The 18,067-nt window shown below is 68.8% G+C and carries 16 protein-coding genes; 6 read left to right on the top strand and 10 right to left on the bottom strand.

All coding sequences use genetic code 11. The features are described 5' to 3' along the window. Nucleotides 1-72 precede the first annotated feature (72 nt). Nucleotides 73-225 (bottom strand): hypothetical protein, encoded by a 153-nt coding sequence (locus tag B5F79_RS10945; protein WP_158094823.1) that lies wholly within the window; start codon nucleotides 223-225, stop codon nucleotides 73-75. Nucleotides 226-616: 391 nt separating this feature from the next. On the opposite strand from B5F79_RS10945, the gene B5F79_RS02800 reads away from it, so the two are divergent. Beyond that, on the top strand, nucleotides 617-2,059 hold the full coding sequence (locus B5F79_RS02800; RefSeq protein WP_087217389.1) for a radical SAM protein: 1,443 nt from the start codon (nucleotides 617-619) through the stop codon (nucleotides 2,057-2,059). A 208-nt stretch (nucleotides 2,060-2,267) separates the two neighbouring features. Here B5F79_RS02800 and B5F79_RS02795 read toward each other — a convergent pair whose 3' ends face one another. The 3 genes from B5F79_RS02795 to B5F79_RS02785 are packed head-to-tail and all read right to left on the bottom strand — an operon-like array spanning nucleotide 2,268 to nucleotide 4,345. Continuing rightward, entirely contained in the window at nucleotides 2,268-3,146 is an 879-nt protein-coding gene (locus B5F79_RS02795; RefSeq protein WP_206390988.1) for a DMT family transporter, read from the bottom strand. Then, the gene (locus tag B5F79_RS02790) at nucleotides 3,143-3,970 is read right to left on the bottom strand and encodes an alpha/beta hydrolase (RefSeq protein WP_087217387.1); all 828 of its coding nucleotides are present in this window, start codon (nucleotides 3,968-3,970) and stop codon (nucleotides 3,143-3,145) included. Before B5F79_RS02790 ends, B5F79_RS02795 begins: the two co-directional genes overlap by 4 nt. A gap of 3 nt (nucleotides 3,971-3,973) precedes the next feature. Then, nucleotides 3,974-4,345, bottom strand: a complete 372-nt coding sequence (locus B5F79_RS02785) for a hypothetical protein (RefSeq protein ID WP_087217386.1) — start codon at nucleotides 4,343-4,345, stop codon at nucleotides 3,974-3,976. Between the two features lie 142 nt (nucleotides 4,346-4,487). Here B5F79_RS02785 and B5F79_RS02780 point away from each other — a divergent pair, with 142 nt between their 5' ends. The 3 genes from B5F79_RS02780 to B5F79_RS02770 are packed head-to-tail and all read left to right on the top strand — an operon-like array spanning nucleotide 4,488 to nucleotide 7,847. Beyond that, nucleotides 4,488-5,648 carry an ABC transporter substrate-binding protein gene (locus tag B5F79_RS02780; RefSeq protein ID WP_158094822.1) on the top strand — a complete coding sequence of 387 codons (1,161 nt, stop codon included), beginning with the start codon at nucleotides 4,488-4,490 and terminating at the stop codon, nucleotides 5,646-5,648. A gap of 1 nt (nucleotide 5,649) precedes the next feature. Then, nucleotides 5,650-6,687: a FecCD family ABC transporter permease gene (locus B5F79_RS02775; RefSeq protein ID WP_164484269.1), complete on the top strand. Its 1,038-nt coding sequence runs from the start codon at nucleotides 5,650-5,652 to the stop codon at nucleotides 6,685-6,687. Further along, nucleotides 6,684-7,847, top strand: coding sequence for an ABC transporter ATP-binding protein (locus tag B5F79_RS02770; protein WP_087217383.1), 1,164 nt, complete (start codon nucleotides 6,684-6,686; stop codon nucleotides 7,845-7,847). The genes B5F79_RS02775 and B5F79_RS02770 overlap by 4 nt, the downstream gene beginning before the upstream one ends. A 49-nt stretch (nucleotides 7,848-7,896) precedes the next feature. Here the strand turns inward: B5F79_RS02770 and B5F79_RS02765 are convergent, their stop codons facing one another. From B5F79_RS02765 to B5F79_RS02750, 4 genes are all read right to left on the bottom strand, one after another. Further along, entirely contained in the window at nucleotides 7,897-8,262 is a 366-nt protein-coding gene (locus tag B5F79_RS02765; RefSeq protein WP_087217382.1) for a heavy-metal-associated domain-containing protein, read from the bottom strand. 90 nt (nucleotides 8,263-8,352) lie between these two features. Beyond that, nucleotides 8,353-11,016 (bottom strand): ferrous iron transporter B, encoded by a 2,664-nt coding sequence (gene feoB / locus B5F79_RS02760; RefSeq protein ID WP_087217381.1) that lies wholly within the window; start codon nucleotides 11,014-11,016, stop codon nucleotides 8,353-8,355. 131 nt (nucleotides 11,017-11,147) lie between these two features. Further along, entirely contained in the window at nucleotides 11,148-11,390 is a 243-nt protein-coding gene (locus tag B5F79_RS02755) for a FeoA family protein (protein WP_087217380.1), read from the bottom strand. A gap of 45 nt (nucleotides 11,391-11,435) precedes the next feature. Next, on the bottom strand, nucleotides 11,436-11,669 hold the full coding sequence (locus B5F79_RS02750) for a FeoA family protein (protein WP_087217379.1): 234 nt from the start codon (nucleotides 11,667-11,669) through the stop codon (nucleotides 11,436-11,438). Between the two features lie 435 nt (nucleotides 11,670-12,104). On the opposite strand from B5F79_RS02750, the gene B5F79_RS02745 reads away from it, so the two are divergent. Beyond that, nucleotides 12,105-13,001, top strand: coding sequence for a PPK2 family polyphosphate kinase (locus B5F79_RS02745; RefSeq protein ID WP_206390985.1), 897 nt, complete (start codon nucleotides 12,105-12,107; stop codon nucleotides 12,999-13,001). 34 nt (nucleotides 13,002-13,035) lie between these two features. Here B5F79_RS02745 and B5F79_RS02740 read toward each other — a convergent pair whose 3' ends face one another. Beyond that, a complete protein-coding gene (locus B5F79_RS02740; RefSeq protein WP_087217378.1) occupies nucleotides 13,036-15,738 on the bottom strand; it encodes a phosphoenolpyruvate carboxylase in 2,703 nt (900 codons plus the stop codon). Nucleotides 15,739-15,915: 177 nt separating this feature from the next. Here B5F79_RS02740 and B5F79_RS02735 point away from each other — a divergent pair, with 177 nt between their 5' ends. Next, nucleotides 15,916-17,382 (top strand): lipopolysaccharide biosynthesis protein, encoded by a 1,467-nt coding sequence (locus B5F79_RS02735; RefSeq protein ID WP_241147237.1) that lies wholly within the window; start codon nucleotides 15,916-15,918, stop codon nucleotides 17,380-17,382. Here B5F79_RS02735 and B5F79_RS02730 read toward each other — a convergent pair. Next, complete coding sequence (locus tag B5F79_RS02730) at nucleotides 17,379-17,978, bottom strand: flavin reductase family protein (RefSeq protein WP_087217570.1); 600 nt, start codon at nucleotides 17,976-17,978, stop codon at nucleotides 17,379-17,381. The genes B5F79_RS02735 and B5F79_RS02730 overlap by 4 nt on opposite strands. Nucleotides 17,979-18,067 lie beyond the last annotated feature (89 nt).

Here is an 18,067-nt window from a genome sequence, read left to right as displayed (position 1 = left end):
GCATGACGCGAAAGAAAAAGGGACGGCGCCGCTGGGGCGCCGTCCCTCGGGGGTATTGGGTGGGGACCCGGGCTATGCCATCGGGAGCCTGGGGGCGCCGGAGCGGACGTCGAGCTCGGCGCGGGCGAGAGAGAAGCTCTTGTTGCCCTGGCGGCGACGAGCGTCCTGGGACTTGTGGCTGCCGGAGAAGAGGTTAGCGAACAGGTTGTTGAGCTTGCGGCCCATGGTGTCCTCCCTGAGAACTCGGTACTCCCGACCCGGGCTGGTCGGTGAGGTTTCTGCTTTCCGAGCAAAGAAATCTACTCGAAACAATGACGCTTTGCTAGCGGAGCTAGCACAAACCATTTTGATTCACAGGATTTTCACATCTTGTTCATTTTGAGGCAAAAAAGGCGGCGAGCGGCGTGATTTCCGGCACGGGCGGCATGTCGTCGCGTGACTGACAAGTATTGCTCCCCACCTCGCGATTTTCTGTGGAATAGGCGCCATTCTCCCCGCTTTCACAGAAGAGACACGAGCAGCTATTCCTCAATTGAGGATTTTCTCCTAGATGGGTATAAATGCGTCGACCAAAGGCGCCTGCAGGCACCGCTCAGCAACGTAGAAGGAGCCAGAAATGGGCATCTCGCAGGCGGCGGAGCGCGCCGCCCTCAACAAGCTCGTGGACTACGTCTCGGAGGACCCCGAGGCGCGCATCCCCAAGCTCATGGACACCGTTGACAGGTACGTCCCCGCCAACGTCTTCCCCACCCAGCGCAGGGCCTTCCGGAGCGCCATCGACAGCCGGAGCAACTGGTACCAGCTCATGATGCGCGTGTTCGACCTCAACCCCGAGGTCGCGAGCCGCCTCATCAAGTGCTTCCTCGTGGACGCCAACGTGCTCGCCTGGCCCGTGCAGGAGAAGAAGCGCGACGAGCTTGGGTGCAACGTCCCCTGGGCCATCCTCCTCGACCCCACGAGCGCCTGCAACCTGCGCTGCACCGGCTGCTGGGCGGCGGAGTACGGGCACGCGCTCAACCTCTCCTACGAGGACATCTGCTCGATCATCGACCAGGGCCGCGAGCTGGGCGTGCACGTCTACATCTACACGGGCGGCGAGCCGCTCGTGCGCAAGGCGGACCTCATCCGCATCTGCGAGAGGTACCCCGACTGCGCCTTCCTCTGCTTCACCAACGCCACCCTCATAGACGAGGCCTTCTGCCAGGACATGATCCGCGTGGCCAACTTCGTGCCCGCCATCTCGGCCGAGGGCAACGAGCACACCACGGACGCCCGCCGCGGCAACGGCACCTACGCCAAGATCGAGCGCGCGATGGACCTCCTGCGCGAGCACGGGCTGCCCTTTGGCATCTCCGCCTGCTGGACGCGCGCCAACGCGGACGCCATCGCCACCGAGGAGAACATGGACTGGATGATCGAGAAGGGCGCGCTCTTCTGCTGGTACTTCCACTTCATGCCGGTGGGCCGGGCCAGCGCGCCGGAGCTCATCCCCACGCCCGAGCAGCGCGAGCGCATGTACCGCTTCGTGCGCGAGATGCGCGGCAAGAAGCCGCTCTTCACGATGGACTTCCAGAACGACGGCGAGTACGTGGGCGGCTGCATCGCCGGCGGGCGTCGCTACCTGCACATCAACGCCGCGGGAGACGTGGAGCCGTGCGTCTTCGTCCACTACTCCAACGTGAACATCCACGACGTGAGCCTGCTCGACGCCCTGCGCTCCCCGCTCTTCATGAAGTACTACGAGTCGCAGCCGTTCAACACCAACCACCTGCGCCCCTGTCCCATGCTGGAGAACCCGGACGACCTGCCGCGCATGGTGGCGGAGACCGGCGCGCACTCGACGGACCTCGTGGAGAGGGAGACCCCCGAGCAGCTGCGCGAGAAGACCGCGCCGGCAGCGGCCGCGTGGGCCCCGGTGGCCGAGCGCCTGTGGGCGGACCCTCGTGACCCGGACCACGCCAAGCGCGCGGACTGGCACGAGGGGCAGGCGGAGACCGACGTCGCGCGCCTCGGGCGCGTGGGGCGCGACCTCGAGACGCAGCCGGAGCCGCGGCTGTAGGTTCTTCTCGCCCGGCGCCTGGGGTGCGGCGGATGGACGTTCTACGACTCGGAAACGTCGTCTTGCCGCACCTCAGCCGATGGCGTGCGAAAGATGGACGTTTCCGACCGCCAGAGCGTCCTAGTTTTGCACCTCAGCCGATGGCGTGCGGGAATCGGACACTCTGGACCGCCGGAGCGTCGTGGTTTTGCACCCCAACCGACCCGCCTCAGCCCTCCCGCGGGGTGACCAGCCAGGCACCGAGCGCCATGAGCGCGAGGGCCAGAAGAAAGGCCGGCCCCGGCACCGTCCTAAACAGCACGAGCGAGAGCACCGCCCCGATGAAGGGGTTCACGGCGTAGTAGGCGCTCGTGCGCGCCGCGCCCAGCCCGCGCTGCGCGTAGACGTAGAAGAAGATCGAGAGCCCGTAGGCGACGAAGCCCAGGAGAAGGGCAGCGAGGGCATCCGGGGGCGCGGGCAGGGCGTCTCCCGCGACGAGCGCGACAGCAAGCGCCCCCGCGCCCGATCCCAGTCCCTTGACTATGACCACCTGCGCCGGGTCTCGCTGGGAGAGGCGGCTCGTGCAGTTGTTCTCCACGCCCCAGCACAGGCACGCCCCCAGCACCAGGAGCGAGCCGGAGGAGAAGCTCAGCGCGGCCTCCCCCTCCAGGCTGAGCAGCGCGCAGGACACCGTGATCACGGCGATTCCCGCCCAGGTGCGCGCCGCCACCCGCTCTTGGAAGGCGAGAAGGGCTATGACGGCCGTGGCCACGATCTCGAAGTTGTTGAGCAGCGCCACGTTCTCGGGAGCGGCGTGGGAAAGGCCCACCATGAGCAGGATGGGCGCCGCGACGTCCAGCAGCACCATCGCCGCCACGTAGGGCGCGTCCGCGCGCTCGAGCGGCGCCTCGGCCGAGGACCCCCTGCCCACCGCGGCGCGCGCCGCCGTCAGCGCCGCCATGCCCACGCCCGCGCCCAGGTAGAGCAGGGCGGCCATCATGTTGGGCGCCACGTTGGCAAGCAGGGCCTTGGAGCACGGCGTGGAGAGGGCGTAGAGGCACGCCGCCAGAAACGCCGCCGCCACGAAGCGGCCCGCGCGCGAGCTCACCCGCGGACCCCGTCCGCGAGCCACTCCGCCGCGAGGTCGAGCCAGTGCGCGACGTGGGGCCTCACGCAGTCGTCCCAGCGCGCGGACTGCTCCGTGGCGAGCGAGAGCCCGTGCCGCCCCTCGTGGAAGACGTGGCACTCGTGATCGACGCCGTGCGCCGCCAGGGCCTCGGCATAAAGGTAGGCGTTGCGAACGGGGACCGTCTCGTCGGTTGCGGTGTGCCAGAGGAAGGTCCGCGGCGTGCCCGCATCCACCAGGTCCTGGGCACGGCGCAGCGGAGAGGCCCCGTCGCAGATGCGATTCGCGTAGGCGGGGTCGGGCGGCCAGCCGGCGTCGAGGTCGATGACGGGGTAGCAGAGCACCTGCCAGTCCGCGCGGGCGGCGTCGGCGGAGACGTCCGCCCGGGAGAGAAGGGCCTCGTCCCTCATGAGGCCCACGTAGCTGGCGCAGAGGTGCGCCCCCGCCGAGCAGCCCAGGAGCCCGAGGTTCTTCTCGTCCACGCGCCACTCGCCCGCGCGCTCGCGCACCGTCGCCACCGCCCGGGCGAGGTCCACCTGCGGGGCGGGCAGGAGCGGGCCGGCCTCGGCGTCGTCCAGCACGGTGTAGTCCAGGACGAAGGCCTGGCAGCCATGAGCGACGAGGGCCAGCGCGACGGGCTCCCACTCCAGGTCCGAGCAGAAGGCGTAGCCCCCTCCCGGGCAGATCACGACGCCCGGGCGCAGGCGCGCCGCCTGGGCCTCCACGTTGTCCTGCACGTAGGCCGTGAGCGCGGCCGCCTTGGACCCATAGCCCGAGCGCGGAAGCTCGACCCTCTCTATGCGCACCGCTTACTCCCCTCTCTTTCTGACCCACCTCACGACCAGCAGGACCACGCCCGTCACAAGGAGGACCCCCGCGATCGCCAGCAGCGCGATGGACGCCGCCGCCAGCAACCCGGAGAACCCCATGGCAACGGGCAGGAAGAAGATCAGCCAGCCGCCCCCGGGGCCCGACTGGACCACGTCGAAGTAGCCCGTGACGCCCGTCCGGGCGGCCAGCAGGGCAAGAAGCCCCAGCGCGAGACAGGCGGCGCTCGCAACGAGGACGACTCTCGCGGCAAGACCCAGCCCGTCGGCGCGCCCCGGCCCGGCCGGGTCGTCCGGGACGACCGGCGAGTCCGGTGAGCGCTCGTCTGTCCGCTGGATGAACGGGTCGTCCATGGGGCACCCCCATTCGCAGGCTCTTTGGGACATTGTAGCGGGCGCGCGGGGCCGGGGCAGGCGCCAAGAGGGCGCCGCGCCGCGCGGGCGTATCATGGAAGACGGTCACAGGAAGGGGCAGCCGAGGAAGGGGTCCGCGCACATGTCCTTCTCGCTCACGCGCAGAGACGCGCTCGGGGCCGTCGCGGCCCTGGGGACGATCCTCCCCCTCGCCGCCTGCGACGCGGGCGAGAAGAACGAGCCCCTGGGCCCCGCCGCCGACACCGCCAGCCTCGGCGAGCCCACGCCCGTGGCCCTCGTCCGCGCCACGCAGTTCACGCTGGGCGCCTACGACGGGGGCTACCGGCTCGCGAGCCTCGCCAACGGAGACCGCTTCCTCGTTGTCCCCGAGGGGGCGGACGTGCCGGGCGGGCTCCCGGGCGACGTGGCCGTGGTGCGCCGGCCGCTCGAGAGCGTCTACCTGGTCTCCACCGGGATGATCTGCCTCGTTGACGCCATCGGGGCGCTCGATGCCGTGGGCGTCTCATCCGTGCGGGCCGAGGACTCCCCCTCGGCGGACTTTGCCGCACGGCTGGAGGACGGCACGATCGCCTACGGCGGCATCTACCGGGCGCCCGACTACGAGCTCATCGCTGCCGCGGGCTGCCCGCTGGCGATAGAGAACACCAACGTCGACCACGTCCCCGAGGTGCGCACCAAGCTCGAGGAGCTGGGCGCCACGGTGCTCATGGAGCAGTCGAGCCGCGAGGAGGACATGCTCGGCCGCCTGGAGTGGATCAAGCTCATGGGCGCGCTCTTTGGCCGCGAGGAGGAGGCCGCCGAGGTCTTCGACGACGTGGCCGAGCGCGTGGAGGCCGCCTCGCAGGAGGGCCCGACGGGCAGGACCGTGGCCTTCTTCTACATAAACGAGGACGGCGCGGCCGTGACGCGGCGCGACGGGGACTACTTCTGCCAGATGATCGAGGCCGCGGGCGGCGAGTACGTGAGCTTCTCCGAGGAGGGCGCCGCAGACTCCTCCCCCACCACCGTGACCGTTGAGATGGAGCGCTTCTACGAGGGGGCGCGCGACGCGGACGTCATCATCTACAACGGAACGATCGACGACGGCGTGACCAGCCTCGAGGCCCTTGTCGAGAAGAACGCGCTGCTCGAGGACTTTCGAGCCGTGCGAAACGGCGACGTCTGGACCTGCGACTCCAACCTCTACCAGCAGATGACCAGCATGGCCGACATCATCTGCGACCTGCGCGCGGCGATCGCGGGCTCGGACGAGCCCGCGACCTATCTCTGGAGGCTGGGCTAGCGTGGCGCGCGCGGCGGGCGGCAAGGGCGGCCGGACGCGGCGGTGGGTGCTGTTCGACCTCGCCGTTCTTCTTGGCCTTCTCGCGCTCTTCGTGGCGAGCCTCTGCCTGGGGAGCGTGGGCACCACGCCCGCCGAGGTGGCGCGCATCCTCGCGGCGGGACCCGGCGACGCCTCCACCGCCGCGCAGGTCATCTGGCAGATTCGCCTGCCGCGCGCGCTGGAGGCGGTGCTGCTGGGCGGGGCGCTCTCGCTTTCCGGGTTCCTCCTGCAGACGTTCTTCAACAACCCCATCGCCGACCCCTTTGTGCTGGGCGTCTCCTCGGGCGCCAAGCTCGTGGTGGCGGTGGTGATGATCGTGGTGCTGGGCGCGGGCCAGGTCATGAGCCCGGCCGCGTCCGTGGGCGCGGCGTTTGTCGGGTCGCTCGTCACCATGGGCTTCGTGCTGCTCATCTCCCGGCGCGTGCGAAGCCAGAGCATGCTCATCGTGGCCGGCGTGATGGTGGGCTACATCTGCTCGGCGGCCACCAACTTCCTCGTGGCCTTTGCGGACGACCAGAGCATCGTCAACCTGGACAACTGGTCGCGCGGCAGCTTCTCTGGCGCCACGTGGGCCGACGTGGGCATCGTCGCCGTGGCGGTGATCGCCATGGCGGGGGCGGCCTTCGCGCTCTCCAAGCCGCTGGGCGCCTACCAGCTGGGCGAGCCGCACGCGCAGAGCGTGGGCGTGAACGTGCTCGGGCTGCGCATGCTCATCGTCCTGGTATCCAGCCTGCTCTCCGGATGCGTGGCAGCCTTCGCGGGCCCGGTCTCGTTCGTGGGCATCGCGGCGCCCCACCTCGCCCGGCGCGGCGTGGGCACGTCGCGGCCGCTCCTCGTGACACCGGCGTGCTTCCTCACGGGGGCGGCCTTCTGCTGCGGGTGCGACCTCATCGCGCGCACGCTCTTCTCGCCGGTCGAGCTCTCCGTGAGCGCCGTCACCGCGGTCTTTGGCGCGCCCGTGGTGATAGCCCTCATGCTCCGAGGGAGGTCCGGCCGATGACGTCTGCAAATTGGGGACAGTCCCCAATTAACAGAAACGCGCTGGAGCTGCGGGGGCTCGACGTGGGGCACGGCGCTCGCGCGCTGGTTCGGGACGTCTGTCTCGCCGTGCGCCCCGGGCAGCTGGTGGCGCTCATCGGGCCCAACGGCTCGGGCAAGACCACGATCCTGCGCACCGTGGCGGGTCAGCTCCGCGCGCTCGGCGGCACGGTGGAGCTCTTTGGACGCGAGCTCTCGGACGTCCCCGACCGCGAGCGCGCCCGCTCCATGTCCGTCATGCTCACGGGCCGGCCGCACACCGAGCTCCTCACCTGCCGCGACGTGGTCGAGGCCGGGCGCTACCCGTTCACCGGGAGCCTGGGCGTCCTGGGCGAGAAGGACGAGGAGGCCGTGCGCGCCGCCATGGGGGCGACGGGCGTGGCGGAGCTCGCCGAGCGCGACTTTGCCCACGTGAGCGACGGGCAACGACAGCGCGTGCTCCTGGCCCGCGCCCTCTGCCAGGAGCCGAGGGTGCTGCTGCTCGACGAGCCCACGTCCTACCTCGACGTGCGCTCCCAGCTCGAGGTCCTCCAGCTCCTGCGGCACGAGGCGCGCGAGCGCGGCATCGCCGTCGTGGCGTCGCTCCACGAGATCGACCTCGCGCAGAAGGCCGCCGACCACGTCATCTGCGTGCGCGACGGCAGCGTCGCATACCAGGGCGCACCCGACGAGGTCCTCACCGCCAAGCGCGTGGCGGAGCTCTACGACCTCGCGCCGGGGACCTACGAGCCCGCCTTCGGCAGCGTTGAGCTTCCCCGGCCGGAGGGCGAGCCGGAGGTCTTCGTGCTCGCGGGCGGCGGCACGGGGGCGGCGTGCTTCCGGGCGCTCGCGCGGGCGGGCGTGCCCTTTGCCACGGGCGTGCTGCACGAGCACGACGCCGACGGCCTGCTCGCGCGCGGCCTCGCGGCGCGCACGGTCTTCGAGCGTGACTTCGAGCCCGTGAGCGAGACCTCCGCGGCGAGGGCGCGCGAGGTTCTTCTCGCCTGTCGGGCGCTCATCCGCTGCTTCGACGGCTTTGGCACCGGTAACGCCCGCAACGCGGGACTCCTGGACGCCGCCCGCGCCGCCGGCATGCCCGTCCTCGGGAGCGCGGCGGAGTACCTCGCCTTGCGAACGGGCTAGCTGACAGCCCGACAATACCGTCCGCGCCAACCGGCGGAGCGCCCGCTCCCTACCCCGCCACGCGGTAACCTGCCGCCTCCACGGCGGCGACGAGCGAAGCGCGGTCGATCGGGTCCTTGGAGAGCACGCGCACGCGGTCGGGCAGGCTCGCGCGCGCCCACACGCCGCCGATGCCGTCGAGCGCGGTCTCCACTGCCGCGAGGCAGTGCTCGCAGTGCATGCCCTCGACGATGAGGTCGGCGGCATAGGGATAGTGCGCCTCGTTGGTGTCGGCGACCTTCGGGCGCGCGACGTGGGGCTCTCCCCCGCCGGTACACCCGCACCCGCAGCCGCCCCGGCGCAGCGTCCGCAGGTAGCGGCCCGCCACCAGTATCACCGCAATGACGACGGCCACGAAGACGATCGCGTCAAACATGCGCGGTCCTTTCTAGAGCGCGGGCGCGCCGCCGGACGAGAAGAGCCGGCGGCGCGCCCGATGTGCAAAAGTGCCCGTCCCTTTTGCACGCTACGCGAGCTGGGCGAGGATCTTGTCGTCGGTCTGCTCGGTCTTGGGCATGGGGCGCGCGATCTGGAAGATCATGCCGGCGAGCAGCACGAACGCCACCACGGTCCAGAGGCCGAAGTTCCCCAGCACGAAGAGCTCCCAGAGCTGGTTGATGATGAGGCCCACGCACCAGGCGAAGACGCACTGGTAGCCGATCGCGAACCAGAACCACTTGGGCGAGTCCATCTGGCGACGGATGGTGCCGATGGCGGCGAAGCACGGCGCGTCGAGCATGTTGAAGGCCACGAACGCGCACATGGCGCCCACGTGCAGGATGCCCGAGGCGTCGGTGAACATGCCGGCAAAGCCGCTCCACATGGTCACGGAGTTCTCGGTGGCGTCACCGATGCCGTAGATGACGCCGAAGGTGGAGACCAGGTTCTCCTTGGCGATGAGCGCGTTGATGGACGCGGCAGCCGCCTGCCAGCTGTCCGCACCGAGGGGCGCGAAGATCCAGGCGATGGCGTTGCCCACGATGGCGAGCAGCGAGTAGTCCGTGTAGTACTCGGGCGCGCCCTCCATGAGCGACATGAAGCCAAAGGCGCCGTTGCCGCCCTCCCAGTTGGCGAAGCCGAACTCAAGCAGGAACCACACCACCACGGACGCGGCGAAGATAATCGTCGTGGCCTTCTTGAGGTACGCGGAGATGCGCTCCCACACGTGCAGCCACCAGGACTTGAGCGTGGGGAAGTGGTAGTTGGGGAGCTCCATCACAAAGGGGGCGGGCTCGCCGGCGAACATCTTGGTCTTCTTGAGCATGAGCGCGGAGACGATGATGGCGGCGAGGCCCAGGAAGTAGAACATCGGCGCCACCCACCAGGCGTCGGAGCCGCCGATGAGCACGCCCATCACGAGCGCGATGATCGGGGTCTTGGCGCCGCACGGGATCATGGTGGTGAGCATCGCCGTCATGCGACGGTCCTTCTCGTTCTCGATGGTCTTGGTGGCCATGACGCCGGGGACGCCGCAGCCGGACGAGATGAGCATGGGGATGAAGCTCTTGCCGGAGAGGCCAAAGCGACGGAACACGCGGTCCATGACGAAGGCCACGCGGCTCATGTAGCCGCAGTCCTCGAGGAAGCAGAGCATGACAAAGAGCACGAGCATCTGCGGGATGAAGCCCAGCACCGCGCCCACGCCGGCGACGATGCCGTCAAGGACGAGCGCCTGCACGAAGTCGGACGCGCCGGCGGCCACGAGCCAGCCCTCGATCACGGACGGAACCGACGGAACGAAGCTGCCGTAGTCCTCGAGCGCCGGCGCGCCGCCCTGCGCAAGCGCCGCCTCCTCGAAGTCCGCGGCGCTCACGGTATCAATGACGGCCAGCTCCTGGCCCTCGGCGAGCACGGGGTTGCCCTCCGCGTCGATGCGCGTGACCACCTCGTCGTCCGCGTCGATGAAGTTGCCGTCGCCGTCGTGCATGGGCACGTCGGTCGCGACGACGCCCGCGGCATCGGCCTCGGTCGCGAAGGCGGTCACGACGGCCTGGGCATCGGCGTCCTCCGGGTCCTCCGCAAGGGTCTCCACGGCGGCGCCCACCTCGTCGGTGGCGATGCCGTCCGCCTCGGCCGCGGCCAGGAAGCCGTCGATCTTGTCGCCGTAGTAGTTGGCGTCGAACTCCTCCGTCGCCACCTCGTACGCCGCCTGGTCGGAGGGGTTCCACAGCCAGCCGTCGCCGAAGACGCCGTCGTTCGCCCAGTCCGTGCCCCAGGTTCCCACCGTGGAGACGGAGATGTAGTACACGACGAACATCACCACGACGAAGATGGGGAGACCGAGCACGCGGCTGGTGACCACGCGGTCGATCTTCTCGGACATGCTGAGCTTCTTGGGCGCCTTCTTGACGCAGGAGGCCATCACCTCGCCGATCCAGTCGTAGCGGTCGGAGGTGATGATGGACTCGGCGTCGTCGTCGCGGGACTTCTCCACGGCCTTGATGATCTTCTCGGCCTGGTTGAGCTGGGCAGAGGAGAGGTGCAGGGCGCGCACCGCCTCGGCGTCGCGCTCGAAGACCTTGATCGAGTACCAGCGGACGAGGTTGGCGTCGCAGCTGCCGGAGACGATGCCCGCGATCTCACCGAGCGCGCCCTCGACCTCGGACGAGAAGCACGGCGCGCCCGGCTGGACCTTGCCCGCCTTGCCGGCGGCCACGGCCTTGTTGACCAGCACGTCGAGGTTGGTGTTGCGCAGCGCGGAGACCTCGACGACCGGCACGCCCAGGCGCGCGGAGAGGGCGGAGGCGTCGATGACGTCGCCCTTCTCATTGAGCAGGTCGCACATGTTGAGGCCCACCACGACCGGGCGCCCCGCCTCGAGGAGCTGGGTCGTGAGGTAGAGGTTGCGCTCCAGGTTAGTGACGTCCACGAGGTTGATGATCGCATCCGGGCGGTCGTTCACCACGTAGTCGCGGGAGACCACCTCCTCGGGCGTGTACGGGGAGAGCGAGTAGATGCCCGGGAGGTCCACGAAGGTCACGTCGCGGTTGGCGCGCCACGTGGCCTGCTTCTTCTCAACGGTGACGCCCGGCCAGTTGCCCACGTAGCCGTTGGAGCCCGTGAGCTCGTTGAAGAGCGTGGTCTTGCCGCAGTTTGGGTTGCCTGCGAGACCGATGGTGGTTTCAGCCATACCTTGCCTTTCTGAGTTAGACAAATGCTACTTATCTGGTGACATTTGTTAGAGATATCTAACTTTGCCGGCGAGAAAAACGGCCTCTTCGGCCGAGTCCCGACAAAGGTGCCAGGGTTCCTTGTCAGGTGTTAGCGCTCGCCCTGCGCCACGTCCGTGACCTCGACGCAGGCGGCCTCGTCCTTTCTGATGGAGAGCTCGTAGCCGCGCACCGTGATCTCGATGGGATCGCCCAGCGGCGCCACCTTGCGCACATAGACGCCCGTTCCCTTGGTGAGCCCCATGTCCATGATGCGGCGCTTGAGGGCGCCCGTGCCCGCGAGCTTGGACACGACCGCGCTCTCCCCCACCTTCACGTCCTTGAGAGTTGCCATTGACCTTCCTTTCTCCTCGTGCGGGAGCAACGAGCGTCCCGCACGCTAGATCGACACGCTTATGCGGCTTGCCATCGAGCGGTTGAGCGCAAGGCGGGCGCCCTTCACGCTCACGATGACGTCACCGGCGGCGCGGGAGATCACCTTGACCTCCGCGCCGTCCACGAAACCGAGCTCGGCGAGGTGCTGACGCAGGTCGGCGTCACCGCGAATCCGCGTCACGCGTGCCACCTCGTCGGGGCCAACCATTGCCAGCGGAAGCTGGGCAGATGCGGCCATTCGAGCCTCCTCAGAAGTTACCGTTCACCAACTCAACACAAGTAATATATGACTAACTCCCGTGAATGCAAGCGCCGCTCGCCGATTGAGTTACATGCGGGAAACTTTTTCGGGAATCGGGCGACAATGTCGTTGCCAAAATGAGGGCTGTGTCACCAAATCCCTTTCCGGCGTTGCCAAAAACGTGACCATGTCACAACCAGGAGCCGCAACGGGCGAGAAGGACGGCCCCGTCTGAGGCTGAGAACAGCAGATGCCCAGTTGAAGGCCGCCTCTCCAGGCTCAGCGTGCGTCGTCGCAGTGCCATGGCCGCGCATTTGACAACGTGCTTCTCGCCAGAGGCGCCCTGGCCCCGATTCTCGCAACGCCCATGGGAACCCCGGTACGACCGGCCCAAGAATCGGGAACAAGGGAAGAAAGACGCAAGGAGGCAGCATGGGCATCGACATCCGCGACTTTATGGTGACGGGCGAGAAGAACCTCAAGCTGGAGAAGTTCCCCACCTCGCTCAAGCTGGACTCGGAGCTTCGCCCCGAGTACGAGCAGCGGCTCGAGGCCAACAAGGCGCGCATCGAGGCCCTGCAGGACCGCCTCTACGCAGAGGCGCGCGAGAGCCTCGTCATCGTCCTTCAGGCCATGGACGCCGCCGGCAAGGACTCCACCATCCGCCACGTCCTGGGCGGCATCAACCCCACGGGCATCGACGTGCGCAGCTTCAAGCAGCCCACGAGCGTGGACCGCGCGCACGGCTTTCTCTGGCGCAGCTTTGGCGCGCTGCCGGAGCGCGGCAAGATCGCCGTGTTCAACCGCTCCTACTACGAGGAGTCTCTCGTCGTGCGCGTCCACGGGCTCTGGAGGGACTACCAGCTTCCGTGCCGCTGCACGGACATGAGCGAGAGGCGCTACTTCCAGGAGCGCTTCGAGGACATCCGGGGCTTCGAGCGCTACCTCTGGCGAACCGGAAACCGCATCGTCAAGATCTTCCTCAACGTGAGCGCGGACAAGCAGCGCGAGCGCTTCCTCGAGCGCATAGACGACGAATCCAAGAACTGGAAGTTCTCCGAGAGCGACCTCTCCGAGCGCATGGAGTGGGACGAGTACCAGAAGGCCTACGAGGAGATGATCGGCGCCACGGCGACCGAGCACGCCCCCTGGTTCGTGATTCCGGCAGACCAGAAGTGGGTCACGCGCGTCCTGGTGTCCGAGGTCCTTCTTGACGTGCTCGAGAAGATCGACCCTCGCTACCCCGAGCTGCCGCACGAGGCGCGCGAGCGACTATCGACGTGCCGCGAGGCTCTCACGGACGGCCCGGCCGCGGAGGTCGACGACTAGGCGCGTGGCACCAGCCGCTCCCGCGCGCCCGGGATCACCCCGTGTTCTGCAGGCCCGCAGCCACGCCGGAGACGGTGCAGAGGATGAGGTAGGTCAGCTGGTCGCGCTCCTCGGGCGAGAGGTCGCCCGTGCGCAGGCGGCGCAGCGCGTGGGCCTGGGCCACGGAGAGCACGTTCACGAACGGCAGCCTCATGCGGATCACGGGGCCGAGCACGCGCCGGTTCTGCAGCGGCCACTCGTCGCCCGCGATGGCGAGCACCCAGCGCCGCGTGAGCTCCATCTCGTCCAGGACCTTCTCCACGAGGTCGTCGCGGTCCCCCAGCGAGAGGTAGAGCCGCGCGATGCGCTCGTCCACCTTGGAGAGCGACATCTCCACGTTGTCCACGAACGTGGTGAAGAGCGGCCACTCCGCGTAGGCCTCGCGCAGGCGCTCGAGGTCCCCCACCCTCTCGCACGCCGTGCCCAGGCCGTACCAGGCCGCCAGGTTGATGCGCGCCTGGCTCCACGAGAAGATCCAGGGGATGGCACGCAGGTCGTCGAGGGACTTGGCACCCAGCCCGCGCTTGGCCGGGCGGCTGCCGATGGGCATGAGGCCAACCTCGGCGAGCGGGGTCACCGTGGAGAACCACTCCGCGAAGCCCTCCGTGTGCAGCAGGTCGTGGTAGCGCTCGCGCGAGGCGGCGTCGAGCTCCGCCGCGAGGTCGGCGTACTTCTCGCCGGTCTCGGTGTTGAGCCACTCGATAGAGGGCGCGGACTGGAGGAGCGTGGCGCCGGCGACTGACTCCACGTGGCGCCGCGCGAGCGTGGGGTCGCCGTAGCGGGCGAAGATGACCTCGCCCTGCTCCGTGAGCTTGAAGCAGCAGTTGACCGACCCCTTGGGCTGGGAGAGCACCGCGCGGTTTGCCGGGCCGCCGCCGCGTCCCACGGCGCCGCCGCGACCGTGCATGAGCACGAGGTCGATGCTGTTCTCCTCCGCCCAGCGCGCGATGGCCTCCTGCGTGGCGTGCAGCACGAGGGTGGCCGAGGTGGGGCCGGCGTCCTTCGAGGAGTCCGAGTAGCCGAGCATGACCTCGAGGCGCCGCCCCGTCTGCTCCAGGCGGCGCTGGACCTCGGGCAGGGCGATCACGGCGTCGAGGGTGTCGACGGCGCCCTCGAGGTCCTCGATCTGCTCGAAGAGCGGGATGACGTCGAGCACGGGGACGTCGGCCTCGTGCGCGAAGGCCAGGTGCGCGAGGCGGTAGACGTTGGCCACGTCCTCTGCCGACCTGGTGAACGAGATGATGTAGCGCCGCGCGGCATCAATCCCGTTGCGCCGCTGGATCTGCGCTATGGCGCGGAACGTGTCCAGCACCTCGCGCGTCATGGGCTCGAGCTCCCCGCGCTCGCCCCAGCGCCCGTGCTCCTCTATGTCCTCGAGCGCGCGACGGTGCACGAGCGAGTGCTGGCGGAACTCCATCTCCACGAGGTGGAACCCAAAGGTCTGTGCCTGCCAGATGAGCCGCTGGACCGGGCCGTAGGCGGCGCGCGTGGCGCCGGCGCGCGCGAGCGAGGACTGAACGACGCGCAGGTCGGCGATGTAGTCGTCGGCGCTGGCGTACATGACGTCCGCCGTGCGGACCGCCGTGGCGCGCAGGCGCTCGGAGATGACGAGCATCGCGGCGCGGTGGAGCTCGCTCGCGGAGATCCCCAGGGCTCGGGCGGTGAGCTCCTCGCTCATCTCCACCTGGTGGTTCCAGAGGTTCACGAGCTGGTCCGAGGGCGGGGTGGAGATGGCGTCCAGGGTGAGGTTGCGCCCCGTCTCCTGCGTCGCGTCCGCGAGGCGCTCGAGCACGTGGGTGCGAAACTTCTCGGCCACCTGGCGGCTCACGCGCGCGGTGACGTTGGGGTTTCCGTCCCTGTCCGAGCCGATCCAGCTGCCCGGGTGGAAGAACGCCGGGCACACGGGCGGCACGGTGCCCGCCTTCTCGCCGAGCTCCCAGTCGTCGAAGCGGCGGTAGACGTCCGGCACCATGTCGAAGAGCGTGTTGTCGAAGATGTCGACGATAGTGTCGGCCTCCTCGACGGGCGTGGGCTTCTTGTGCGCGATGGGCGAGGTGCGCAGGAGCGCGTCGATCTCCTGGAGCATCCGGCGCTCGTTCTCCGCGAGCGCGGCGCCCGAGAGGCCGGGGCGCTCCTCCAGCAGCCCCGCGATGCGGCGGATCTTGCCCTCGACCGCCTTGCGGCGCGCCTCCGTGGGGTGTGCGGTGAAGACCGGGCGGAACTCCAGGCGCTGCAGCAGCGCGATGGCGCGGCCGCGGCCGCACTCGTCAACCAGCTGGCGGTAGGCGACGGTGATGTCGTTGATCGGGTCCTCGCGCTCGGTGACGTCCACCGCGCTCTCGCGCGTGCGGAGCGACCCCACGCGGTAGTTCTCCTCGCAGATGTTGGCAAGGTGGAAGTAGGCCACGAAGGCGCGCATGACCAGCGTCGCCGAGCGCGTGTCCAGGTGGCCCACGATGTCCTCGAGCTCGGCGAAGGCAGCGCGCTCGTCCGCGGTCTCCGAGGCCTCGTCAGCGTTGGCGCGCATCGCGTCGGCGAGAAGAACGTCGAAGGTGGCGCGGAGCTTGGGGTCGAACTCCTCGAGCACCTTGCGCACCAGGCGCAGGAACAGCGCCATGTTCTCGGCGATGCTGCCGGGAACGTTAAGGACGGGAATAATAGCGGAATCGCTTACCAGCTGCAGGTTCTTCTCGGCCAACGTTGCTCCTTTTACGGGTGTGCGGTCGACTCTCTAGAAGATACCCCGGGAAACGCCCGTCAACCAAGACCTAACGGGCGGGAAACAGGTTGTTCACGTGGGAGACGGGCGCGCGGCGCCGCCCCGCAAGCGGCGGTACAATCTCGCGTGTGAGCAACGCGAGAGGAGGTGCGTCACGTGCCAGAGAACCCGTTCAGGCGCCTTGTGCGCCGACGCGAGGTGACGCCCGTGCGGTCGGCGGGCGGCTCGCCCAAGACCCCGCGCTACGGCGTGGTCACCAAGAAGCGGGGCAAGCGCGCCGAGAGACCGGCGAGGCAGCCCGGCCTCCTCTCCCGGGCGGCCAACGACTGGTGGAACCGCCTCATCGGCGCGGTCTTTGGCGGCAAGCTCTCCGAGCAGACCGAGCAGTACCTGGCGCACCAGACCAAGCGCGACTACATGTGCAACACCGCGGGCCAGGCGGCGTGGGGCATGCTCTTCCCCCTGCTCACGATGGTCTGCACGTGGCTCGTGGGGGCCGAGCAGGCGGGCCTCTTCTCCATGGCGTTCACGGTGGGCACCCTGCTGCTGTTCCTGGCGAACTACGGCGTGCGCACGTACCAGGTGTCCGACCTGGACGACATGCGCTCGTTCCTGGACTACCAGATCCAGCGCTTCCTCACGTGCGCCCTCATGCTGGTGGTGGGCTGGCTCTGGTGCCAGGTGCGCGGCTACGACCCCCAGATGTTCGCCATCTGCATGGGCGTGCTGGTGTTCCGCGCGGTGGACGGCCTGGCAGACGTCTACGAGGGGCGCCTCCAGCAGAAGGACAAGCTCTACCTGGCCGGCCTCTCCCAGGCGGCCCGCTGCGCGCTGGGGCTCGTGGCGTTCTCCGTCATCCTGTTCCTCACGCGCAACCTGGCGGTGGCGAGCTTTGCCATGGCGGCGGGCGGGGTGGCCTCGCTCGTGCTGCTCACGGTGCCGCTCGCGCTCTTTGAGACCGAGAAGAGCCTGCCGGCCAGCTTCCGCGGCGTGCGCGACCTCTTTGTGGAGTGCTTCCCGCTGTTCCTGGCGCTCTTCCTCTACAACCTCATCGACTCCGTGCCCAAGTTCGCGATGGAGGGCGCGCTCTCATACGACAACCAGCTCTACTACAACGCGCTCTACTTCCCGGCGCACTCCATCCTCATGGTGGCCGGCGTCATCTACAAGCCCCAGCTCGTGCGCCTGGCGCGCATCTGGGACGACCCGTCGCGCCACCGCCGCTTTGACCTCTTGGTGCTCGCGATGGTGGGCGTGATCGCGCTCATCACGGGCGCGATGGCGCTCTTCATGGCCTGGCTCGGCATCCCCATCATGAGCGTCATGTACGGCATCGACTTCGAGCAGTTCCGCAGCCTCGCCCTGGTGATGGTGGGGACGGGCGGCGTCTGCGCCTGCATCGACTTCCTGTACCAGATCATCACGGTGCTGCGCGCGCAGGCGGAGGTCTCCAAGCTCTACCTCATCGCCTTTGCGTTCGCGGTGCCGGTGGCGATGCTGCTCGTGAACTTCGCGGGGCTCGCCGGAGCCGTGGTGGGCTCGCTCGTCTCCATGGCGATCCTGCTGGTGCTGCTGGTGATGGAGTACGTCGCGATCAGGCGGCGCATGTCGCGCGGGTACTAGCGGGAGCGACCGGGGCGTCCCCCCTTGGCGGGACGCTTTCTCACGGAGTAGCCAAACGTACCGATGCGGCGGCCCAGCTCGAAGTACTCACCGTGGCTGTAGGCGGTGAGGCCCGCGCGGGCCAGGTCGAGCCTGCCACGCTCGTCCAGCAGCCCCTCCTCAACCTGCACCGCCGTGACCTCCGCCAGGAACATGTGATGGCTCCCCAGCTCCAGCACGTCGCGCACGCGGCACTCAATGCTCACGGGAGACTCCGCGATCGCCGGAGCGAGCCCGAGCGTGGTCGCGGGCGCCGGAGTGAGGCGGCACTCGGCCCACTTGTCGTAGTCGCGGCCGGACCGCACGCCGCACCAGTCGCACGCGCGCTGGAGCCGAGCCGTCACGAGGTTCACCACGAACTCGCCGGACTCGCGGACGATGTGATAGCTGTGGCGCTCCGGCCTGAGGGAGATGGAGAGCATCGGAGGGTTGGTGCAGACGGTCCCCGCCCACGCCACCGTGACGATGTCCTTCTCGCCCGCCTCGTTTGCGCAGCTCACCATCACCGCGGGCAGCGGGTAGAGCATGTTGCCGCCCTGCCAGGTCTGCTTTGCCATGTCGACTCCCATCGGGCCTCGGGCCTCCTATTCGGCCGACCATACAACACCGCGCGCCCACGCCGCAAATCGCATCCTGAGGGCGGGTG

Source organism: Olsenella sp. An285 (genome assembly GCF_002159625.1).
Classification (GTDB): Bacteria; Actinomycetota; Coriobacteriia; order Coriobacteriales; family Atopobiaceae; genus Thermophilibacter; species Thermophilibacter avicola.
This window is presented reverse-complemented; position numbering and strand designations above follow the sequence as displayed.

Excerpts from the sequence above, each read along its gene's own strand:
- B5F79_RS10945 (WP_158094823.1), bottom strand. The coding sequence starts at position 225 with ATGGGCCGCAAGCTCAACAACCTGTTCGCTAACCTCTTCTCCGGCAGC.
- B5F79_RS02800 (WP_087217389.1), top strand. The coding sequence starts at position 617 with ATGGGCATCTCGCAGGCGGCGGAGCGCGCCGCCCTCAACAAGCTCGTG.
- B5F79_RS02785 (WP_087217386.1), bottom strand. The coding sequence starts at position 4,345 with ATGGACGACCCGTTCATCCAGCGGACAGACGAGCGCTCACCGGACTCG.
- B5F79_RS02780 (WP_158094822.1), top strand. The coding sequence starts at position 4,488 with ATGTCCTTCTCGCTCACGCGCAGAGACGCGCTCGGGGCCGTCGCGGCC.
- B5F79_RS02770 (WP_087217383.1), top strand. The coding sequence starts at position 6,684 with ATGACGTCTGCAAATTGGGGACAGTCCCCAATTAACAGAAACGCGCTG.
- B5F79_RS02765 (WP_087217382.1), bottom strand. The coding sequence starts at position 8,262 with ATGTTTGACGCGATCGTCTTCGTGGCCGTCGTCATTGCGGTGATACTG.
- feoB (WP_087217381.1), bottom strand. The coding sequence starts at position 11,016 with ATGGCTGAAACCACCATCGGTCTCGCAGGCAACCCAAACTGCGGCAAG.
- B5F79_RS02755 (WP_087217380.1), bottom strand. The coding sequence starts at position 11,390 with ATGGCAACTCTCAAGGACGTGAAGGTGGGGGAGAGCGCGGTCGTGTCC.
- B5F79_RS02750 (WP_087217379.1), bottom strand. The coding sequence starts at position 11,669 with ATGGCCGCATCTGCCCAGCTTCCGCTGGCAATGGTTGGCCCCGACGAG.
- B5F79_RS02745 (WP_206390985.1), top strand. The coding sequence starts at position 12,105 with ATGGGCATCGACATCCGCGACTTTATGGTGACGGGCGAGAAGAACCTC.
- B5F79_RS02730 (WP_087217570.1), bottom strand. The coding sequence starts at position 17,978 with ATGGCAAAGCAGACCTGGCAGGGCGGCAACATGCTCTACCCGCTGCCC.